Source organism: Nonomuraea sp. NPDC049714 (assembly GCF_044465295.1).
Classification (GTDB): Bacteria; Actinomycetota; Actinomycetes; order Streptosporangiales; family Streptosporangiaceae; genus Nonomuraea.
In genome coordinates this window covers 641,134-660,256 of the sequence record NZ_JBITLM010000002.1, presented here as the reverse complement: position 1 = coordinate 660,256, position 19,123 = coordinate 641,134, and the positions used below count along the sequence as shown (strand labels likewise).

The following is a 19,123-nucleotide window of genomic DNA, read 5'->3' as shown; positions in this document are numbered from 1 at the left end:
TTCACGGGGTGGCCGTCACCACGCTCGCGTAGCGCTCCTTCATCGTCGCCACCACCTCGTCGGGGTCGGCCGCCCAGATGTCGGCGTTGAAGATCTCCACCTCCACGTCGCCGGTGTAGCCGGCCTCGGCCACCGCCCTGGTGATCGGCGGGAAGTCGATCACCCCGTCGCCCATCATGCCGCGCCCGAGCAGCACGTCCGGCGGCAGCGGGTGCAGGTAGTCGCACACCTGGTAGGAGGCGATCCGGTCGCCCGCCCTGGCGATCTGCTCCGGCAGGGCCGGATCCCACCACACGTGGAAGGTGTCCACCACCACGCCCACCTGCTCACGCGGGTGGGCCAGGGCCAGCTCCAGCGCCTGGCCCAGCGTGGACAGCACGGCCCGGTCGGGGCAGTAGATCGGGTGCAGCGGCTCCAGCGCCAGCTTGACACCCCGCTCCCCGGCGTACGGCGCGAGCACGCCCAGCGCGTCGGCCACCTGCCGCCTGGCGCCCGCCAGGTCGCGGGAGAAGCCGCCGGGCAGCGGTTCGCCCGGCTTGACCCCCGGCAGGCCGCCCACCACCATCACCAGGCAGGCGGCTCCCAGCTCGGCGGCCTCGTCCACGGCCCGCTTGTTGTCGTCGAGCGCGCCGGCGAACGCGCGCCGCCCCGCCTCGCCCGGCAGCCCGCCCGCGGTGAGGAAGCCGCCCCGGCACAGGGACGACACCCGCAGCCCGGCGTCACGCACCACCTTGGCGCTGCGCGCGAGCCCGTGCTCGGCCACCTCCTCCCGCCACAGGCCGATCGCCTCCAGGCCATGCCTGACGCACCCGTCCACCGCCTCGGGCACCGACCACCGCTGGGTCGTCCGCTGGTTCAGCGAGAGGCTCACCGCAGCTCCTCCGTCGATCTGATGGTTTCCACGCCGCGCTCGCTCACTGTCCGTGCACCGCCAGCAGCGCCTTCATCCGGTGTACGGCCAGCTCCTGGTCCGCCAGCAGCCCCGCCCGGTCGGCCAGCCGGAACACCTCGGCCAGATGGGTCAGCGAGCGCGCCGACTGGGCGCCGTTGACCATGGCGAACGCGTCCTGGTGGCCGTTCAGCCAGGCCAGGAAGACGATCCCGGTCTTGTAGTTGTACGTCGGCGACTCGAAGATCTTCCTGGACAGCGGCACGGTCGGGGCCAGGATCTCGTCGTAGGCGGCGAGCAGACGGTCACGCCCGGCCTCGTCGGGGGCAGCCTCGGCCGCGTCCAACACCCGCAGGGCCGCCGCGGCGGCGGGCGCGATGGCGTCGAAGATGCCGAGCAGCGCGTGCGAGCCCGACTTGATCAGCGACGGGTAGTTGAAGTCGTCGCCCGTGTAGAGCCGGACGCCCGCCGGCAGCGCGGCGCGCAGCCCGACCTCGTGCTGCTCGTCCAGCAGCGACACCTTCACCCCGTCCACCATCGGGGCGTGCGCGTGGATCAGCTCCAGGAACGCCTCGGTGGCGGCCGGCACGTCACGCGAGCCCCAGTAGCCGGCGAGCTGCGGGTCGAACATCTCGCCGAGCCAGTGCAGGATCACCGGCCGCTCGGCGAGCCCGAACAGCCTGCCGTACACCTGGTGGTAGTCCTCAGGCCCGGCCGCCACCCTGGCGAGCTGCCGGGAGGCCATGATGATCACCCCGGCGCCGGTCGACTGGACGGTCTCCAGCTGCTCGGCGTACGCGGCCGTGATGGCGTCCAGGTCGGCGGCGTCCGGCGCGTGGTCGGTGCCGGCGCCGCAGGCGAGGAGCTCGGCCGGGTCGCCGAACGCGCGGGCCTCGGCGGCGCTGCGCCCGATGAGCTCACGCGTGGCCGCCCAGTCCAGGCCCATGTTGCGCTGGGCGGTGTCCATGGCGTCGGCGACGCGCAGCCCGTGCGACCACAGATGGCGGCGGAAGCGCAGGGTGGCCTCCCAGTCGACGGCGGCGGGGGAGCCGGGCGTGTTGTCGCCGAGGGGGTCGGCCACCACGTGCGCGGCGGCGTACACCACCCGGCTGGTGGCGGGACATTCGACGGGCGTCCAGGTCACCGGCTCGCGCAGCGTGTAGGCGCCGCCGGGCAGGTCGATGTTCACAGGCCCGGCACCTCGATCCTGCGGCCCTCGGCCGAGGAGCGCAGGCCGAGCTCGGCGAGCTGCACGCCGCGCGCGCCGGACGCGAAGTCGTACGGGAAGGGGGCGTCCTCCAGGACGTGCCGGATGAACAGCTCCCACTGGATCTTGAACCCGTTGTCGAACTCGGCGTTGTCCGGCACCTCCTGCCAGCCGTCACGGAAGCGTGCGGTGGCGGGCAGGTCGGGGTTCCAGACCGGCTTGGGGGTGGCGGCGCGATGCTGGACGCGGCAGTCGCGCAGGCCCGCGACGGCGCTGCCGTGCGTGCCGTCCACCTGGAACTCCACCAGCTCGTCCCGGTTAACCCGGACCGTCCAGGAGGAGTTGATCTGGGCGATGACGCCGCCCGCCAGCTCGAAGATGCCGTACGCGGCGTCGTCGGCGGTCGCCCGGTAGGCCCGGCCCTGCTCGTCCACCCGCTCGGGCACGTGCGTGGTCGCCCTGGCGTAGACCGACTCGACCCGGCCGAACAGGTTCTCCATCACGTAGTGCCAGTGCGGGAACATGTCGAGCACGATGCCGCCGCCGTCCTCGGCCCGGTAGTTCCACGACGGGCGCTGCGCCTCCTGCCAGTCGCCCTCGAACACCCAGTAGCCGAACTCGCCGCGCACCGACAGGATCCGGCCGAAGAAGCCGCCGTCGATGAGCCGCTTGAGCTTCAGCAGGCCAGGCAGGAAGAGCTTGTCCTGCACCACCCCGTTCTTCACGCCCTTGGCGGTCGCGGCCTCGGACAGGGCGACCGCCTCCCGCACCGACTCGGCGGTGGGCTTCTCGGCGTAGATGTGCTTGCCCGCCTCGATGGCCTTGAGCACCGCCTTCACCCTGGCCGAGGTGACCTGGGCGTCGAAGTAGATCAGGTTGTCGTCGGCGGCCAGTGCGGCGTCGAGGTCGGTGGTGTGGTCGGCGATGCCGTGCTCGGCGGCGAGCCCGGCCAGCTTGTCGGCGTTCCGGCCGACCAGGACCGGCCTGAGCTTGACCCGGCTGCCGTCGGAGAGCGTCACCCCGCCCTGCTCGTTGATCGCCAGAACGGAGCGGACCAGGTGCTGGCGATAGCCCATCCGTCCGGTGACGCCGTTCATCACGACGCCGATGGTGCGCACGCTCATAGGTGTCCTTTCGGGGAAAGCGCTTTCCCGAACGGTACGGCTGAGCCGCGGGAGGCGTCAAGTGCGCCGGCCCGCGGTCTCTAGCCCTCGGTCCTGGACCCCTGTCCGGCCAGCGCCTCGGTGAGGGGGCGGACGGACAGGGAGAGCTGCCATTCGCGGGCGCCGAGCTTGCGCAGCCTGGCGGTCACGCTCTCCTCGGTGATCTCCTCCGGCGGCTCCCAGGTGAGCCTGCGCACCGCGTCGGGCTGCAGCAGGTTCTCCGTCGGCATGTGGTGCTCCTTCGCCAGCGCCTCCACCACGGCGCGGGCCGCGGCCAGCCGCTTGGCGGCGGCGGGGTCGCGATCGGCCCAGCGGTTGGCGGGCGGCGGGCCGTCACCCGCCGTGCTCGGCTGCGGAAGCTGGGCGTCGGGCAGGGTGCGGCCGCGGTTCACCGCGGCCAGCCAGTCGTTGATGTACCGGCGTGCGCTGCGCCCGGTGAAGGCGGAGATGTCGGTGAGCGCCTTCCGGGTGCGGGGGCCCTGCAGGGCGGCCGTGACGATCGCGGCGTCCGGCAGCACCCTGCCGGGGGCCAGGTCGTTCTCGCGGGCGATCGTGTCGCGCATCGTCCACAGCTCGCGCACGATCGCCAGCGCGCGCACGTTGCGCACCTTGTGGATGCCGGACGTGCGCCGCCACGGATCGGACCGGGGCGCCGGCGGCCCGGTGTTGAGCACCGCGGCGAACTCCTCGTGCGCCCACTCCAGCTTGCCGCTCTCCGCCAGCTCCGCGTGGAGCACGTCGCGCAGCTCCACCAGCACCTCGACGTCGAGCGCGGCGTAGCGCAGCCACGCCTCCGGCAGCGGCCTGGTGGACCAGTCGGCCGCCGAGTGGCCCTTCTCCAGGCGCAGGCCGAGCACGGTCTCGACCATGGTGCCGAGCCCCACCCGCTCGTAGCCGAGCAGCCGGCCCGCGAGCTCGGTGTCGAACATGTCGCGCGGCCTGAACCCGATCTCCAGCAGGCACGGCAGATCCTGTGAGGCGGCGTGCAGCACGATCTCCGCATCGGCCACGGCCGCGTCCAGCGTCGACAGGTCCGGACAGGCGATGGGGTCGATCAGCGCGGTGCCGGCCCCGGCGCGGCGCAGCTGGACCAGATAGGCGCGGTTGCCGTAACGGTAACCGGAGGCGCGCTCGGCGTCGACGGCCACCGGCCCGGTGCCCGCGGCGTAGGCGTCGACGACGCGCGCCAGGGAGGCGGCGTCGGTGACGACGGGCGGGATGCCCTCGCGTGGCTCGATCAGCGGGACCACGGTGCGTTCTTCGGTCATAGGTGCGCCGCCCTCATGACACCGGTGCTGTGTTGACTTGTGGCCTCACGTCGTTCGGTCACTCTCCGGATCTTCGCGTCGGCGGGGCATGGCGGCCACGTCGGGCGGCAGCGGCGGGATCCCGGCCGCCACGCACATGAGGTCGCACCAGGCGGCGACATGGCCGGACAGGTCCTCCTCAGCGGGGGACCAGGAGGCGCGCAGCTCAAGCTCTGTGGTGACCGGGTCTTCGGCCTTGTTGCCGAAACCCTCGGAAACCGCTCTAGTCACGGTACCGCCAGCGGCGGAGTAGTCGGCGTGGTGCGTCTCGAGCGCCTCGGTCAGCCAGCTCCACGCCACCGGGCCGAGCAGCGGGTCGGAGGTGATCTCCGGCTCCATGTCGGCCCTGACATAGGCCACCAGCCTGAAGGGGCCCTCCCAGCCGCGCTGGCCGTCGGGGTCGTAGAGCAGGATCAACCGGCCGACCGCGAGCTCGTCGTCGTCGCGGTAGACCGATGCGCCGATGGCCGCCGAGTGGGGGGCGAGCCGCTGCGGAGCGGGCAGGTCCTCGAGCTCGATCTCCGGCCGGACCTCAGCGATACGCAGGCTCTCGACCGCGCGCCTGAACGCGGCCGGAGCCGGCGGCTGGTCACCGAGGGTCATAGTCGAAGAGTAGGTCGAAACAGGGCGGAAGGGGACCACGGGGGTGCTCATCGTTGGCGATCAAACCGCTGCCGTCACCAGCAGGCGGACCGGCCGCGCGCACTCGGCCAGACCGAGGATGATCGCGTGCCCGCACTCGACGCACGCCCACTCGGGGCACTCGCCCGGCTCATGGCCGTCGAGGCACGCCGGCTGCTCGAACAGCCGCTCACCCGCGCAGGAAGCACAGTGCGCAGGGCGGTGCTCATAGTGGTGCTCCGGAGAACTCCACAACGCGGTCATCGCACCAGTCATCGATCCGGGGCCTTTCTTCGGGTCGTGGGATCGACGTTGGCACGAGCCGCTGACATTTCCGCGCAACGCGCTCGGCGTGTCCCGAAAGTGGATGCTGAATCGATGCCGCGCGGTGGCTTGGCGAACTTTTTGCCCAGTCGAAACCGGCTTTCTGGTCGCCCGTGGGGTGTGGTCGACCCGTGCGGGGCCCTGATGCCGAGCCGGCCGATAAACATCCATCCCGCTATCTGATCATGAATTCGGCGATCCCAGGCGTGATTTCCGACACCGCGCTCCCGTGTCGGGACCGGCGCCCGGTCATGGCACCCTTGAGAGGTGAACCTCGCCGACTCCGCCTTCCTGCGCGCCTGCCGTCGACAGCCCGTCCCGCACACCCCGGTGTGGTACATGCGCCAGGCCGGGCGCTCGCTGCCCGAATACCTGAAGGTCCGCGAGGGTGTGCCGATGCTCACCGCGTGCGCCACGCCCGACCTCATCGTCGAGATCACCCTGCAGCCGGTCCGCCGCTACGGCGTCGACGCGGCCATCTTCTTCAGCGACATCGTCGTGCCGCTCAAGGCCATCGGCGTCGACCTCGACATCAAGCCGGGCGTCGGCCCCGTCGTGGCCGACCCGATCCGCGACGCCCGGGGCCTCGACGTGCTGCGCCCGCTGCAGCCCGCCGACGTGCCGTACGTCACCGAGGCCATCCAGGCGCTGACCGGCGAGCTCGGCGGCACACCGCTGATCGGCTTCGCGGGCGCGCCGTTCACCCTCGGCTCCTACCTCATCGAGGGCGGGCCGTCCAAGAACCACGACCGCACCAAAGCCATGATGTACGGCGAGCCCACGCTGTGGCACGCGCTGATGGAGCGGCTCAGCGGCATCGTGCTGGAGCACCTGCGCATCCAGATCAGGGCGGGCGCCTCGGCGATCCAGCTGTTCGACTCCTGGGTGGGGGCGGTGGCGGAGGACGACTACCGCGAGTTCGTGCTGCCGCACACCCGCCGCATCTTCGACGGCCTGGCCGATCTCGGCGTGCCGCGCATCCACTTCGGCGTCGGCACCGGCGAGCTGCTCGGCGTGCTCGGCGAGGCCGGGGCCGACGTGGTGGGCGTGGACTGGCGGGTGCCGCTGGACGCGGCCGCCCGCCGGGTGGGCCCCGGCAAGGCGCTGCAGGGCAACCTGGACCCGGCGATCCTGGCGGCCCCCTGGGAGGTCGTGGAGCGCAAGGCCCGCGAGGTGCTGCGCCGTGGCAAGGCCGCCGAGGGGCACGTGTTCAACCTCGGCCACGGCGTGCTGCCCTCGACGGACCCCGACCAGCTCAGGCGGCTGACCGACCTGGTCCACGAGGCCTGAGCCGCCGCCGGGCCGTCCCCGCACGGCCCGCGCGGTCGGTCATGAGGACTGGGCCTCGGCGGCGGGCGCGGCGGGCTGCCGGCGTCGGCGTCGGCGGCGGCGGAGCAGCACGATCGCGAGCACCGTCACCGGCGCCACCACGACCAGCCACGGCAGGACCGTGCCGAGCGCCGTGAGCAGGATCTTCAGGAAGGCCACCAGCGAGTCCCAGCCCGACTTGAGGCCACCGAGGAAGCCGGCGGGCTCCTCCGAGGAGTCCGGCACCACCGCCGTCGGGCCGACCAGCCGCAGCGTGAGCGTGGCCATGCCGACCTGGGCGGCGAGCTCCTTCTGCTGTGCCTGCAGCGACTCCAGGTCGGCCTCACGACCGGCGATCTCCCGCTCCACGTCCAGCACCTGGCCGATGGTGTCGGCCCTCTTCAACAACGTGCGGAGCGAGTCCAGGGCCTGCTGCGCGGACTTCAGGCGGCTGTCGACGTCCGCGACCTGCAGCGTGACGTCCTGGGTGCCCTGCTCCAGCCGCAGCTGCCTGCCCAGGTCCTTGCCCAGCGACCCCAGCACCTCGGAGTAGCGCGCGGGCGGGATCTTGAACTCCAGCAGGGCCGAGGCCCTGGTCCGTTCGGCCGAGCTGGTCTCCTCCCTGGCGAGGTAACCGCCCACGGTGGTGACGATCTGCTTGGCCTGCTGGGCGGCGGCCGGGACGTCCTTGGCGCGCACGGTCATGCTCGCGGTGTAGATGACCTTCCGGTCCTGCTGGGCCACCTGCACGTTCGAGGCGAGGTTCTCGTCCTTCTCGTCCTGCTCGGGCTGCGGCGTGGGCCGGACCCGCTCGGCCGCCCCGGCCCTGTCCGCGGGCGCCGACTCGGCCCGGGACGCGGTCTCCGGCGCCGCCGCGCTGTCCGAGGCCGAGCCCGCCATGCCGCCGGAACAGCCGGAAAGCAACAGCGCCGCGCACGCGGCGGCCAGCGCCACGCCGATCTGGTGTCTCCTCATGACCGTTAACACGGACGTACGCCCCCGCCGGTTTGCAGGCCGGCGTCACGGTACGGTCACGCCCGGATCGGCGACCGGTCCCTTGACGCGGTAGCGTCAGGGAACGTGGAAGGCAACCGGGCGCACGTGGTCGTCATCGGAGGCGGGATCTCCGGCCTCGCCGCCGCGTGGCACCTCAGACAGGGCACAGGCGAGCGGTTCGGCGAGCGGATCAAGGTGACGGTGCTCGAAGGCGCCGCGCGCATCGGCGGCAAGCTGTACGCCTCCGAAGTGGCTGGCGTCAGCGTCGACGCGGGCGCGGAGGCGATGCTGGCCCGACGCCCGGAGGGCAAGGAGCTGGCCAGGGCGGTCGGCCTCGGCGACGACCTGATGACCCCCGGCACCACCCGCTCCGCCGTCTACAGCAGGGGGACGCTGCGCCGGCTGCCCAAGGGGCAGTTCATGGGCGTGCCGGCCGACCTGACCGCCCTGGCGAAGTCCGGCCTGCTGTCGCCCGGCGGGCTGGTCCGCGTGCCGCTCGACCAGATCCTGCCGGCCACGCTGGTGCGCTCCGACGTCTCCGTCGCCGCCTACATCCGCGCCAGGATGGGCGGCGAGGTGGTCGAGAGGCTGGTAGAGCCGCTGCTCGGCGGCGTCTACGCGGGCCGCTCCGACCTGCTGTCGCTGGAGGCGACGATGCCGCGGGTGGCCGCCGCCGCCCGCGCCGAGCGCTCACTGCTCACCGCCGCTCGGCAGATCCTCGACGAGGCGCCCAAGAACGCGGGCCCCGTCTTCACCACGCTCAGGAACGGCATCGGCAGCCTGCCCGAGGCGGTCGCCAAGGCCTCCGGAGCCGACGTCAGGACCGGCGTCACCGCCCGCGAGCTCCACCGGACCGAGACCGGCTGGCGGATCGTCACCGGGCCGGTGCCCCGGCCCGAGGTGATCGAGGCCGACGCGGTGATCGTCGCCGTGCCCGGCCCGGCGGCGGCCAGGCTGCTCAAGCCGGAGGCGCCCAAGGCGGCGATCGAGCTGGCCAGGCTGGAGTACGCCAGCATGGCCGTCGTCACGCTCGCCTACCCGCGCGACGCCTTCCCCGAGCCGCCCACCGGCAGCGGCTACCTCGTCCCCCCGGTCGACGGCCGGGCCGTCAAGGCCGTCACGTTCAGCTCGGTCAAGTGGCCCCACCTGAGCCGCGACCTGGTGATCCTGCGCTGCTCGATCGGCAGGATCGGCGAGGAGCACCTGCTGCAACGCGACGACGCCGAGCTGGTGTCGGTCGCGATGGCGGAGATGGGCGAGGTGATGGGCGTGCGGGCGCTGCCCCTCGACTCCCGCGTCACCCGCTGGGGCGGCGCGCTGCCGCAGTACAACGTGGGTCACCTCGACCTGGTGGCCCGGGTCCACGCCGCGGTGGCCGGACAGCCCGCGCTGGCGGTGTGCGGCGCCGCGTACGACGGGATCGGCATCCCCGCCTGCGTCGCCACCGCGCGCACGGCCGCCTCCCGGATTCTGGACCACCTCGCACAGACAGGAGAATGAGAGCATGACAGAGGGCGCTGCGAGGCCGAAGGCCCGCGATCTCAACCAGGTGATCCGCTACACCATGTGGTCGGTCTTCAAAGCCACCGATCCGGTCCCCGGTGACCGCGACACCGTCTCCGCGGAGGTCGAGGACCTCCTGGAGCAGGCGGCCGGCAAGGACGTGGTCACCCGTGGCCTCTACGACGTGGCCGGGTTCAGAGCCGACGCCGACTACATGTTCTGGTGGCACGCGCCGACCGCGGACGCCCTGCAGGACGTCTACTCCCGGCTGCGCCGCACCGAGCTGGGCCGGCACAGCGCGCCCGTCTGGTCGGCGATGGCGCTGCACCGGCCGGCCGAGTTCAACAAGTCCCACATCCCGGCGTTCCTGGCCGAGGAGGAGCCCCGGGCCTACGTGAGCGTCTACCCCTTCGTCCGTTCCCTGGAGTGGTACCTCCTGGAGGACGCCGAGCGGCGCACGATGCTGGCCGAGCACGGCAGGATGGCCCGCGACTACCCGGACGTGCGCGCCAACACCGTCGCCTGCTTCGCGCTCAACGACTACGAGTGGATGCTGGCGTTCGAGGCCGACGAGCTGCACCGCATCGTCGACCTGATGCGCACCCTGCGCGCCGCCGAGGCCCGGCGGCACACCCGGCTGGAGATCCCTTTCTACACCGGCGTCCGCAAGCCCGTGCGGGAGCTCGTCGCCGACCTGCCCTGACGGGCCGTGCTCGGGCCGAACGAGACCCAAGTTGTGGATCCGTCTGACTTGATCTTCCCTGTTTGTCACACTCAGGGAAATTCCATGCTCGATACGGGGCGGGCACGGGATCCACGCTTGGCACGGTCCAAGGGGGCACCCGCATGCGGAAACGTGCAGGACGACGGCCGTACGACCACCTGAGCGCCCCGCCCGGCGGCGGCCGGCGGGCCGAGGACGCGCCCGGGACGGCCGGGCGGCGCGATGCGGACCCAGGCGCGCGGCCAGGCGAGAACAGCGGCCCGGCCCTGCGGCCGGACGGGGCCGGGGAACTCGACGAGGATGTGCTCTCGACCCGCCCGGCGTTGAGGTGCGATGAGGGCGTGGGTTCGGCTCGCCTGGCGTCGTCGCCCGGTGGGGACGGGCGGCGTAGGGGCGGTAGGCACGCTGCTGGACGGCGGGGGGTGCGGCGGCGTGCGGGGTCGCGAGGGGCGTGGCTGGTGGCGGCGCCGGCGGGGGTTCTCGCGCTCGCGGCGGGGGTTCTGGGTGTGTACGGCGTGAACGGCACGTTCGGGGGCCTGCTCATGGTTTCCACGGCTACCGCCGATGATGCCCGGTCCTCGGTGGCGGGCGGAGGCGGTGGGGCGGGGTCGTCCCCGGGAGACACGCGGTCGGGGGGTGTGACGAGCGGCAGCCCCAGGAACGCGTTGAAGGCCGAGGGCGGGCGGAGCGTTACGGGACCAGCAGCGACCTCGGACTCTGCCGGGCCCGCACACTCCCCAGCGGCCCCGAACTCTGAGGCGGGTCCGAACTCCACGGCGGCCCCGAACACTGCGGCCGACTCGGGAACTACGGCTCCGGGCTCCAAGGCGGCCGACTCCGGCGCGGTGGCCGATTCCGGGGTCGCCGGTGACCGGGCTCCGACCGCCGTTTCGGGGGACACGAGCGGACCGGACGATCCCGGGCGGGTGGAGAATCCCGGGCGGGTGGCCCCGGATCCGGGCGACGGCTCCGGGTACAAGGCAGACGGCCCGTCGAAGCACACCGACCGGAAGGCCGTGGCGTACTTCCGCGATCAGTGGGGCGCCGCCGACGAGGCGACCAGCCACATCAAGGACATTCGCACCGTGGGCCGATATTTGCGCATTTACACCAATTTGCCGGAAAACGCAGGCAACTCATCCCACGCCATCACCCTCTGCGAGCGTGGCATGACGTACCTCAAGGCGAACGGAGTCAAAGACCCGGTGGTGTTCGTACAGGCCAGGTTCGGGGAGAACGGCAACCCGGTGCTGGCCAACATCCTCGGCCCCTCCGACAGCACCTGCCGGGTCACCCATCCCGCCCCGAACTGACCGACCGCATCCGCCCTGAACGGGACCGCATCCGCCCTGAAACCGACCGCATCGGTCCTGAACCGACCGGAGCCCCATCGGGTCCCGAGTCGGCCGGGTCACCCGATAGGTCACCGACCTGACCGGGTCACCCACCGCGCGCTGAACCGACTACCGCACCCGCACCCGGGTCTTCCAGCACACCTCGCACCGCTGAGTGATGACGCGGCCGATTGTCTCGATCGTCATCCAGCGATGACGAAAATGGACAAGCCTCACGGTCGAAAATTACCCGTGCGCGGCCCGCGACACGCACGGTCGCCGGACGATCACTGCGAGGGGTCGAGCCTCAGCGACACCGAGTTGATGCAGTAGCGATCGTCCGTCGGCGTCGCGTACCCCTCACCGTGGAACACATGCCCCAGGTGGGAGTCGCAACGGGCGCAGCGCACCTCCGTACGCGCCATCCCGAGGCTGCGGTCCTCGATCAACGTCACCGCGTCCGACTCCGACGGCTGATAGAAGCTCGGCCACCCGCAGTGCGACTCGAACTTCGTGTCCGACCGGAACAGCTCGGCCCCGCACGCGCGGCACGTGTAGACGCCCTGCGTCTTGGTGTCCACGTACTCGCCGGTGAAGGGCTTCTCGGTGCCCGCCTGCCTGAGCACGTGAAACTCCTCGGGCGACAGCTGCACCCGCCACTCGTCCTCGCTCTTGACCACCTTGTCCATGCCTCCAGCGTACGAGATGCGGCAAAAAGAGATCTCCGCAGGGGGAAGCATCCTTTCTGGGATGTATTTGCGTCTTTGTAGGCAAGGGGGTGTCATCGCCTCCTGCAAGGGGTGAGATCACTCGCGTGATCGCCTGAGCGGTACAGCCCACGCCCGTGCTGGAGCCGCCGGTGATCAACAGGCCGGCCGGGTGGCGCGCCAGCGCCCGGAACGGTGTGCGGGTGGTCTCGAGAAGCCCGTCCCGTCGAGCCCTCGGTCCCGCCACCGAAGAGGCTCCGGGACGGGCCCCCGTTTCTGTCGTAGCCCTGCCCTACGCTTCGTGAAGGTCATGGGAATCGGCACGATGTTCCGGGCGGGAGCGTGGCATGCGGCGAGTCATCGGCACGGGCGGCGTGTTCATCCTGGCGCGCGATCCTCATGCATTCTTCTCATGCGCTCGGCTGGTCGGCGCGGGCGTCGTCTGGGCGTCGACCGTCCACCACGGTGATCGGTCCGCGAGGGTGATCTTCGAGCTGGGAGGTAGGTTCGTTCCATGGCTTCGCCGTACATAGAGCTTGAGGTGGGGGAGCGGACCGTCAAGGTCACAAACCCCGACAAGGTGTATTTTCCGGAGATCGGCGCCACGAAGCGCGAGCTGGTCGAGTACTACGTGAGCGTGGGCGAGGGCGCGCTGCGGGCGCTGAAGGACCGGCCGACCAATCTCAAGCGGCATCCCGACGGGGTGCAGAGCGAGGCGATCTACCAGAAGAGGATGCCGGCCAAACGCCCCGACTGGCTGGAGACGGTCACCGTGACGTTCCCCAGCGGGCGCAAGGCCGACTCGCTGAGGGTGACCGAGGTGGCCGCCATCGCCTACTGCGCCAATCTGGGGACCATCGACTTCCACCCGTGGCAGGTGCGCGCGGCCGACGTCGAGCATCCGGACGAGCTGCGGCTCGATCTCGACCCGCAGCCGGGGCTGGACTTCGAGGCGACGCGCAGGGCGGCGTTCCTGGCGCGGGAGGTGCTGGAGGAGCTCGGCATGACCGGGTTCGTGAAGACCTCCGGCAACCGGGGCGTGCACATCGCGGTGCGCATCCAGCCGCGCTGGGACTTCGTCCAGGTTCGGCATGCGGGGATCGCGCTGGCCAGGGCGGTCGAGGAGCGCGATCCCGCCCTGGTGACCACGGCCTGGTGGAAGGAGGAGCGCGGCGAGCGCGTCTTCATCGACTTCAACCAGAACGCCCGTGACCGGACCATCGCCAGCGCCTACTCCGTCAGGGCACAGCCCCATGCGCCCGTCTCCACGCCGCTCACCTGGGACGAGCTGGCCGACGCCGACCCACGCGACTTCGACATCCGCACTGTGCCGCCCCGCTTCGCCGAGGTGGGCGACGTGCACGCCGCCATCGACGACCACCCGTGCTCCATCGAGCCGCTGCTCGAACGGTACGAGAAGGACGAGCGCGGCGACATGCCCTATCCGCCCAACTATCCGAAGATGCCCGGCGAGCCCAAACGGGTCCAGCCGAGCAAGGCGCGTGACGACTCGGAGTAAGTACGTCCCCCGGGCCGGCGGTCATCCGCGGCCCCGGTCCTGAGCGGGCGGCCGATAAATCGGTGGCGATCCCGATGAAGGGGCCATTACGCTCATCGGTGTTCATCGGATACGTCTCAGGGCCCCAAGAGCCCTGGAAAGTGGGGGGTCAATGCCTCGGTCCGCGCCAAGCGCGCCTCGTCGTACCGTGGTCCGATTCCGCCACTGAAACGCCACCGCTGACCTGCCGTACGGTCGCCGTGCCCGCGCACGCGCCGTACCGCATCCACCCGCGCGCGAGCGTGGGTCGGCGAGGCCCGCACGGCGCTCCCTTGCTGCTCTTCCATCACCATTCCGGCAAGGAGTACCCAGGGTGTCCACCAACAAGACCCGTTCCGTACTGACTGACACATTTTCATGCGTACGCTGCGGTTTGACCGTGACGGTCACCGCCGCCGATGGTTCGCGGCGCAATCACTGTCCGAGCTGTCTGCACTCCATGCACGTTCTCGACCGCGTCGAGGGCGGGCCGTCGGAGTGCGGGGCGCGGATGGTGCCGATCTCGATCGCGGTGCTGCGGACCGGCGACTGGATGATCATCCATCGCTGCACCCGCTGCGCGGAGCTGACGTCCAACCCGATCTGCGGGGACGACAACCAGCTCATCCTCATGCGCATGGCCGTGCGCCCGCTCGCTCAGCCGCCGTTCCCGCTGGAAACGTTCGGTGACCTGTGATGGGCGGTCACGGACGAGGCAAGCCCGGCGGTCGCAGGCCGCAACGGCGGAAGGACGTCAGGCACGGCGAGCCGGCCGACGCGTTCCGCTGCGTCGGCTGCCGGCTGGACGTGCCGGTGATCGCGCCGGGCACGGCTCACCGCAACCACTGCCCGCACTGCCTGACCAGCCTGCACGTCGATCACCGGATTCCCGGCGACCGGCGGGCGAGTTGCCGGGGCCGGATGGCGGCGCTGAGCGTCTCCGTCCGGCAGGACGGTGAGTGGCTGATCATTCACCACTGCCAGTCCTGCGACGGGCTCAGCGCGAACCGCATCGCGGGCGACGACAACGCGCTCGCCCTGCTCCGCATCGCGATCAGGCCGCTGTCGGACGGCGCATTGCCGGCGAAGGTCCTGCTCGCCCTCTGAGCGCCGGTGCCGGCGGCTAAGCGCTGGCATCGGCACCTTCCAAGCCGGTACCGGCGGCTAAGCGCCGGCACCGATCCTCTCCAAGCCGGTACCGGCGGCTCAGCGCCGGTGCCGGTCGGCTTCAAGCCCGTGCCGGCGGCTCGCCGCCGGTGCGGGCGCTCATTCGTCGCCGAACTCCAGGCTCAGGGCGCGGGTGAAGTCCGACACCGCCTCCTCGTGCCGGTCCAGTTCCTGGTAGATCTCACCCCGCACCCGGTACGCCCAGATGTAGTCCTCGTCCAGCTCGATCGCCCTGTCCAGGTCCTTCAGCGCCGCCTCGTTGTCGCCCATCTCGCTCAGCACCGCGCCCCGGCTGCCCAGCGCGCGGTCGTTGTCGGGGTCCAGCTCGACCGCCCGGTTGAGGTCCTGCAGCGCGTCCTCGTAGCGGTCGATCATGCGGTACGCCTCGCCGCGCCTGCTGAACGCCCGCACATACTCCGGATCGGCCTCCAGTGCGCTGGAGTAGTCGGCGATGGCCTCGGTGTACAGGCCCATGCGCTGGTAGAGGTCGCCTCGGGCCAGCCAGGAGTAGGCCAGGTCCTCGTTCAGGGCGATGATCCCGGCGTGCAGGTCCAGCGCCTCGTCCAGCCGGTCCAGGTCCACCAGGGCGTCGGCCTTCGCCTCCAGGATCCACAGCGACTCCGGCGACAGGGTCAGCGCGTGCTCGAAGTCGGCCATGGCCTCCTCCAGACGGCCGAGCGAGGCGTAGGCCTGGCCGCGTGAGCCGAGGGCGTAGGAGCTGTCCGGCTCCAGTTTGAGCGACTCGGCGAAGTCGGAGATCGCTGCTTCGTACCTGTCGATGATCCGGTGACTCTCTCCGCGCAACCGCCAGGCCCTGGCGTTGTCCGGCACGAGAGCGATCGACTCGGTCAAGTCCGCGATCGCCGCATCATGCCGGCTCAGGGCGATGTACGATTCGGCACGGCTGCGCAGCACCGAGGCCCGGGATTGGGCTGCGGCCTCGGAAAGGTCTGGCTGATCGGTGATCCCCTCGCTCATGACGGGAAATCTATCTGACTAAATGCTGATAATGGCTGCCTTTTCCCGCGTGTACTCCAGGACCGCGTCGTGGCCGTACCCACTGTCCTTGACCCCGCCGAACGGCAGGCCGGGAGGCATCTGCCGGAAGGTGTTCACCCATACCGTGCCGCTCTCCAGATCCCGGACGAACCGGTGCGCACGCCCGAGATCGCGCGTCCACACCCCGGCGGCCAGACCGTAGGAGGAGTCGTTGGCGATCGCCAGCGCCTCCTCGTCCTCCTCGAACGGGATCGCCACCGCCACCGGCCCGAAGATCTCCTCCTGGCAGACGCGCAGCGAGTTGTCCGTCGCGGTGTAGAGCGTGGGGGAGACCCAGTAGCCGCCGGGCAGGCGCGGCACCACGTCGGCGCCCGTCCTGCCGCCGAAGACCAGCTCGGCCCCCTCCTTCTCGGCGAGGTCCAGGTAGGACGTGACGCGCTCGAACTGCTCGGCCGAGACGATCGGGCCCATCGTGGTCGCCAGGTCCAAGGGGTCGTCCAGCACCAGGTCCCCGGCGATCCGCTCGATCCGCGCCAGCAGGTCGTCCCAGATGGAGCGGTGGATCAGGATCCGCGAACCGGCCACGCACACCTGACCCGCGTTCCCGGTGTAGACGGAATTCACGGTGACGCCCTCGGCGGCGGCGTCCAGATCGGCATCCGGAAAGACGATATTTGGCGATTTGCCGCCTAGTTCGAAGGTGAGCGGTTTGAGGGCGTCCGCCGAGGCCCGGGTGATCGCCTGCCCGGTCGCCGTCGAGCCGGTCAAGCTGACCTTGCCGACCCCGCGATGCCGTACGAGCGCGTCTCCGACCTCCTCGCCCAGCCCGCTGACGATGTTCAGCACCCCGGGCGGGAGCACCTCGGCCAGCAGCTCGCCCAGCCGCAGCACCGACGCGCTCGCCTGCTCGGCCGGCTTGACGATCACCGTGTTCCCCGCCGCCAGCGCGTACGCGGCCTTGGCCGAGAACGTCGAGATGGGCGAGTTCCACGGAATGACGCAGACGGCCACCCCGTACGGCTCCCGCCGGGTCAGGCCGAGCTGATTCGGCCCCAGGATCACCGTGTCGCCCTTCACCGCGTCCAGGCACTGGCCGGCGGCCAGCTCCCAGAGGAAGGTCATGCCGGGCAGGTCCTTCTTCAGGGTGTCGCGCAGGATCCGGCCGTTGTCCCTGGTCTCCAGCCTGGCGAGCTCCTCGGCGTGCGCGGCGAAGACCTGCGCCACCGCGCGCAGGTAGCGCGCCCGGCCCAGCGCGGGCAGCGCCGCCCAGCCGGGGAACGCCCGCCGCGCGGCCTCGACGGCGGCCTCGGCGTCGGGCCGCCCGCTCGCCGGCACCCGCGTCCACACCTCGCCGGTCGCCGGGTTCACCGAGTCCATGGTCGCGCCGCCGGTCGCGGGGACCAGTTCGCCGCCGATCAGGTTCCGATAGTCAGCCACGCGCCCAAGCATATGCTTGCTTGATACGGTCCGACCAGTCACACCTCGGGCACGCCCAGATCGGTGGGACGGCCGGCGGGCGGCTCGGCCAGGCCGGGATCGAGCTGCTCCATCAGCCGCCGCACCAGCGCCGCCCGGCGCACCCGCTCCCGCCCGAGCTCCTTCGGGATGACGCCCAGGTGCCTGCCCGACGGGTAGATGTTCGGCGCGTTGCGCAGCCCCATCTTCAGATAGACCGGCGCCGCCGCCCGGACGATCTCCACCGCCTCGTAGAACCGTACGAACCCGCCCTGATCATCCGGTACCTCCAGATAGAGGTCGATCGGCAGGCTCGTCGCGGCCCGCACCTCCGCGAGCTGCGGCACCGTCAGGTCGGTGCCGACATTGAGCGTGCTCGCGCCCAGACGCTCGAAGACGGCCGCGGTGGGACCGTTGGTGAGCGGCACCAGCACGGAGGTCTTCAGCACCAGGCCCGCCGGCAACGTACCGTCGGCCTTGAGCCGCGACAGCACCTCCAGCGTGCCCAGATCCCCGACGAGCAGGCTGCGGATCCCCAGCTCACAGGCCCGCAGCGCGTCCGCCACGCACGCCGCCACCATCGAGTTCCCGCGCGCCGCCGCGCCGACGGCCTGCGTCGCCTTCGCCTGACCGCCGGTGTCCCACGCGGCGCGCGGCCCCAGGAACAGGTTGACCTCGATCCCCCGCTCGGCGCCGAGCTCCGCCATCGCGGAGATCTCCCCGTCCGACAGCATCATCACGCCGCTGCCCTGCGACGTGCGGTGCAACGGCACGCCGAGCCGATCAGCCTCCTCGACCACCGCCTCCAGCACCTCCGGCCCCTCCACACTGGGAATCTCGAAGCGGTACGACGCGCCGTCGGCGAAGCGCGCCCCCGACAGGGGCGGCGCCTGCAGCACGGGGTGCCCGAGCCGGGCCATCAGGGCGTGCAGATCGGCAAGGCTGGTCATGGGGTTCTCCTCGCTACGCATTCGATTCCGGTACGGCCACCGCCCGCACATCGCCGCCGGCCACCCACCAGCTTCGCCCATACGCCACCGGACGGAAGCCCCGCCCCTGCGGTCCCCGACCTGAAGCCCCTGGAACGTCGACGGATGTCCCACCCCTGGAAGGGCATGGGGGTGCGAGGCGGTCATAAGATCGGGGGATGGAGCTGGTCCCGGGAGTCAACGTCGCCGTCACCGATCGTCACGGAGGCGTCAGCGTGCCGCCGTACGGCACGCGCAACCTCGGCGGGCTCACCGGAGACGACCCCGTCGCCGTGCGGGCGAACCGGGAGGGCGTGGCGGCGGAGCTCGGCGTACGGGCCATCGTGTTCATGCGCCAGGTGCACGGCGCCGAGGTGGCCTACGTGAGCGAACCGTTCGGGGACGACGCGCCCCCGGTCGACGGGGTCTACACCACCGAGCCCGGCCTCGCGCTGGCCTCCCTCGGCGCGGACTGCCCGGCGGTGCTGGTGGCCGACCCGGTCGCCCGCATGGTCGGGGCCGCCCACTCGGGCCGTCCTGGTACGGAGGCCGGGGTCGCGGCGGCGCTGGTCGGTGCGATGGCCGACAAGGGCGCGGACCCCCAACGGATGGCCGCGCTGATCGGCCCCGGAGCCTGCGGCCGCTGCTACGAGGTCCCCGCCGAGCTGCGCGACCGGGTGGCCGCCAAGGTGCCGGAAGCCCACTCCACCACCTCCTGGGGCACCCCAGCCCTGAACCTGCGCGCCGGCATCGAGGCCCAGCTCCGCGCGGCGGGCGTGCCGGACGTACGGCACGACGCCCGTTGCACGCTGGAGTCCGACGAGCTCTACTCCCACCGTCGCCAGGACCCGGGCCGGTTCGCCGGTCTCATCTGGCTCACCTGACCGCCCCAAGCCGTGACATCCCCGACAAAT

Annotated in this window: 19 protein-coding genes; 8 read left to right on the top strand and 11 right to left on the bottom strand. The window is 71.4% G+C overall.

Going from position 1 to position 19,123, the window contains the following annotated elements; all coding sequences use genetic code 11:
• Position 1: 1 nt before the first annotated feature.
• The 6 genes from ACIBQX_RS09995 to ACIBQX_RS09970 all read right to left on the bottom strand — a co-directional run bounded on the left by ACIBQX_RS09995 (position 2) and on the right by ACIBQX_RS09970 (position 5,451).
• The gene (locus ACIBQX_RS09995) at positions 2-871 is read right to left on the bottom strand and encodes a sugar phosphate isomerase/epimerase family protein (RefSeq protein ID WP_397002628.1); all 870 of its coding nucleotides are present in this window, start codon (positions 869-871) and stop codon (positions 2-4) included.
• A 43-nt stretch (positions 872-914) separates the two neighbouring features.
• Positions 915-2,078, bottom strand: coding sequence for a dihydrodipicolinate synthase family protein (locus tag ACIBQX_RS09990; RefSeq protein ID WP_397002626.1), 1,164 nt, complete (start codon positions 2,076-2,078; stop codon positions 915-917).
• Complete coding sequence (locus ACIBQX_RS09985) at positions 2,075-3,220, bottom strand: Gfo/Idh/MocA family protein (protein WP_397002624.1); 1,146 nt, start codon at positions 3,218-3,220, stop codon at positions 2,075-2,077. The genes ACIBQX_RS09990 and ACIBQX_RS09985 overlap by 4 nt, the downstream gene beginning before the upstream one ends.
• Positions 3,221-3,300: 80 nt before the next feature.
• Positions 3,301-4,527 (bottom strand): HRDC domain-containing protein, encoded by a 1,227-nt coding sequence (locus ACIBQX_RS09980; RefSeq protein ID WP_397002622.1) that lies wholly within the window; start codon positions 4,525-4,527, stop codon positions 3,301-3,303.
• Positions 4,528-4,572: 45 nt separating this feature from the next.
• Entirely contained in the window at positions 4,573-5,169 is a 597-nt protein-coding gene (locus ACIBQX_RS09975) for a DUF3000 domain-containing protein (protein ID WP_397002620.1), read from the bottom strand.
• A 60-nt stretch (positions 5,170-5,229) separates the two neighbouring features.
• Positions 5,230-5,451 carry a hypothetical protein gene (locus tag ACIBQX_RS09970; RefSeq protein ID WP_397002618.1) on the bottom strand — a complete coding sequence of 74 codons (222 nt, stop codon included), beginning with the start codon at positions 5,449-5,451 and terminating at the stop codon, positions 5,230-5,232.
• Positions 5,452-5,802: 351 nt separating this feature from the next.
• Here ACIBQX_RS09970 and hemE point away from each other — a divergent pair, with 351 nt between their 5' ends.
• Complete coding sequence (hemE, locus tag ACIBQX_RS09965; protein ID WP_397003851.1) at positions 5,803-6,801, top strand: uroporphyrinogen decarboxylase; 999 nt, start codon at positions 5,803-5,805, stop codon at positions 6,799-6,801.
• A 39-nt stretch (positions 6,802-6,840) separates the two neighbouring features.
• Here hemE and ACIBQX_RS09960 read toward each other — a convergent pair whose 3' ends face one another.
• Positions 6,841-7,794 carry a DUF4349 domain-containing protein gene (locus ACIBQX_RS09960; protein ID WP_397002616.1) on the bottom strand — a complete coding sequence of 318 codons (954 nt, stop codon included), beginning with the start codon at positions 7,792-7,794 and terminating at the stop codon, positions 6,841-6,843.
• Positions 7,795-7,899: 105 nt separating this feature from the next.
• Here ACIBQX_RS09960 and hemG point away from each other — a divergent pair, with 105 nt between their 5' ends.
• From hemG to ACIBQX_RS09945, 3 genes are all read left to right on the top strand, one after another.
• Positions 7,900-9,315: a protoporphyrinogen oxidase gene (hemG, locus tag ACIBQX_RS09955; RefSeq protein ID WP_397002614.1), complete on the top strand. Its 1,416-nt coding sequence runs from the start codon at positions 7,900-7,902 to the stop codon at positions 9,313-9,315.
• 4 nt (positions 9,316-9,319) lie between these two features.
• Positions 9,320-10,021 (top strand): hydrogen peroxide-dependent heme synthase, encoded by a 702-nt coding sequence (gene hemQ / locus ACIBQX_RS09950; RefSeq protein WP_397002612.1) that lies wholly within the window; start codon positions 9,320-9,322, stop codon positions 10,019-10,021.
• Between the two features lie 866 nt (positions 10,022-10,887).
• Positions 10,888-11,355 carry a hypothetical protein gene (locus ACIBQX_RS09945; protein WP_397002610.1) on the top strand — a complete coding sequence of 156 codons (468 nt, stop codon included), beginning with the start codon at positions 10,888-10,890 and terminating at the stop codon, positions 11,353-11,355.
• Positions 11,356-11,663: 308 nt separating this feature from the next.
• On the opposite strand, the gene msrB is transcribed toward ACIBQX_RS09945, so the two are convergent.
• Positions 11,664-12,065 (bottom strand): peptide-methionine (R)-S-oxide reductase MsrB, encoded by a 402-nt coding sequence (gene msrB, locus ACIBQX_RS09940; RefSeq protein WP_397002608.1) that lies wholly within the window; start codon positions 12,063-12,065, stop codon positions 11,664-11,666.
• A gap of 532 nt (positions 12,066-12,597) precedes the next feature.
• Here msrB and ligD point away from each other — a divergent pair.
• From ligD to ACIBQX_RS09925, 3 genes are all read left to right on the top strand, one after another.
• A complete protein-coding gene (gene ligD / locus ACIBQX_RS09935) occupies positions 12,598-13,602 on the top strand; it encodes a non-homologous end-joining DNA ligase (protein WP_397002606.1) in 1,005 nt (334 codons plus the stop codon).
• A 352-nt stretch (positions 13,603-13,954) separates the two neighbouring features.
• Positions 13,955-14,317, top strand: a complete 363-nt coding sequence (locus ACIBQX_RS09930) for an RNHCP domain-containing protein (RefSeq protein WP_397002604.1) — start codon at positions 13,955-13,957, stop codon at positions 14,315-14,317.
• On the top strand, positions 14,317-14,727 hold the full coding sequence (locus ACIBQX_RS09925) for an RNHCP domain-containing protein (RefSeq protein WP_397002602.1): 411 nt from the start codon (positions 14,317-14,319) through the stop codon (positions 14,725-14,727). Before ACIBQX_RS09930 ends, ACIBQX_RS09925 begins: the two co-directional genes overlap by 1 nt.
• Before the next feature lie 159 nt (positions 14,728-14,886).
• Here ACIBQX_RS09925 and ACIBQX_RS09920 read toward each other — a convergent pair whose 3' ends face one another.
• Genes ACIBQX_RS09920 through ACIBQX_RS09910 form a run of 3 tightly spaced genes read right to left on the bottom strand, consistent with a single transcriptional unit; the run spans position 14,887 to position 18,191 of the window.
• The gene (locus ACIBQX_RS09920) at positions 14,887-15,765 is read right to left on the bottom strand and encodes a tetratricopeptide repeat protein (RefSeq protein ID WP_397002600.1); all 879 of its coding nucleotides are present in this window, start codon (positions 15,763-15,765) and stop codon (positions 14,887-14,889) included.
• 18 nt (positions 15,766-15,783) lie between these two features.
• On the bottom strand, positions 15,784-17,223 hold the full coding sequence (locus ACIBQX_RS09915) for an aldehyde dehydrogenase family protein (RefSeq protein ID WP_397002598.1): 1,440 nt from the start codon (positions 17,221-17,223) through the stop codon (positions 15,784-15,786).
• A gap of 38 nt (positions 17,224-17,261) precedes the next feature.
• Positions 17,262-18,191 (bottom strand): hypothetical protein, encoded by a 930-nt coding sequence (locus ACIBQX_RS09910; RefSeq protein WP_397002596.1) that lies wholly within the window; start codon positions 18,189-18,191, stop codon positions 17,262-17,264.
• 197 nt (positions 18,192-18,388) lie between these two features.
• Between ACIBQX_RS09910 and pgeF the strand changes: the two genes are divergently transcribed.
• Complete coding sequence (pgeF, locus tag ACIBQX_RS09905) at positions 18,389-19,093, top strand: peptidoglycan editing factor PgeF (protein ID WP_397002594.1); 705 nt, start codon at positions 18,389-18,391, stop codon at positions 19,091-19,093.
• The last annotated feature ends 30 nt before the right edge of the window (positions 19,094-19,123 follow it).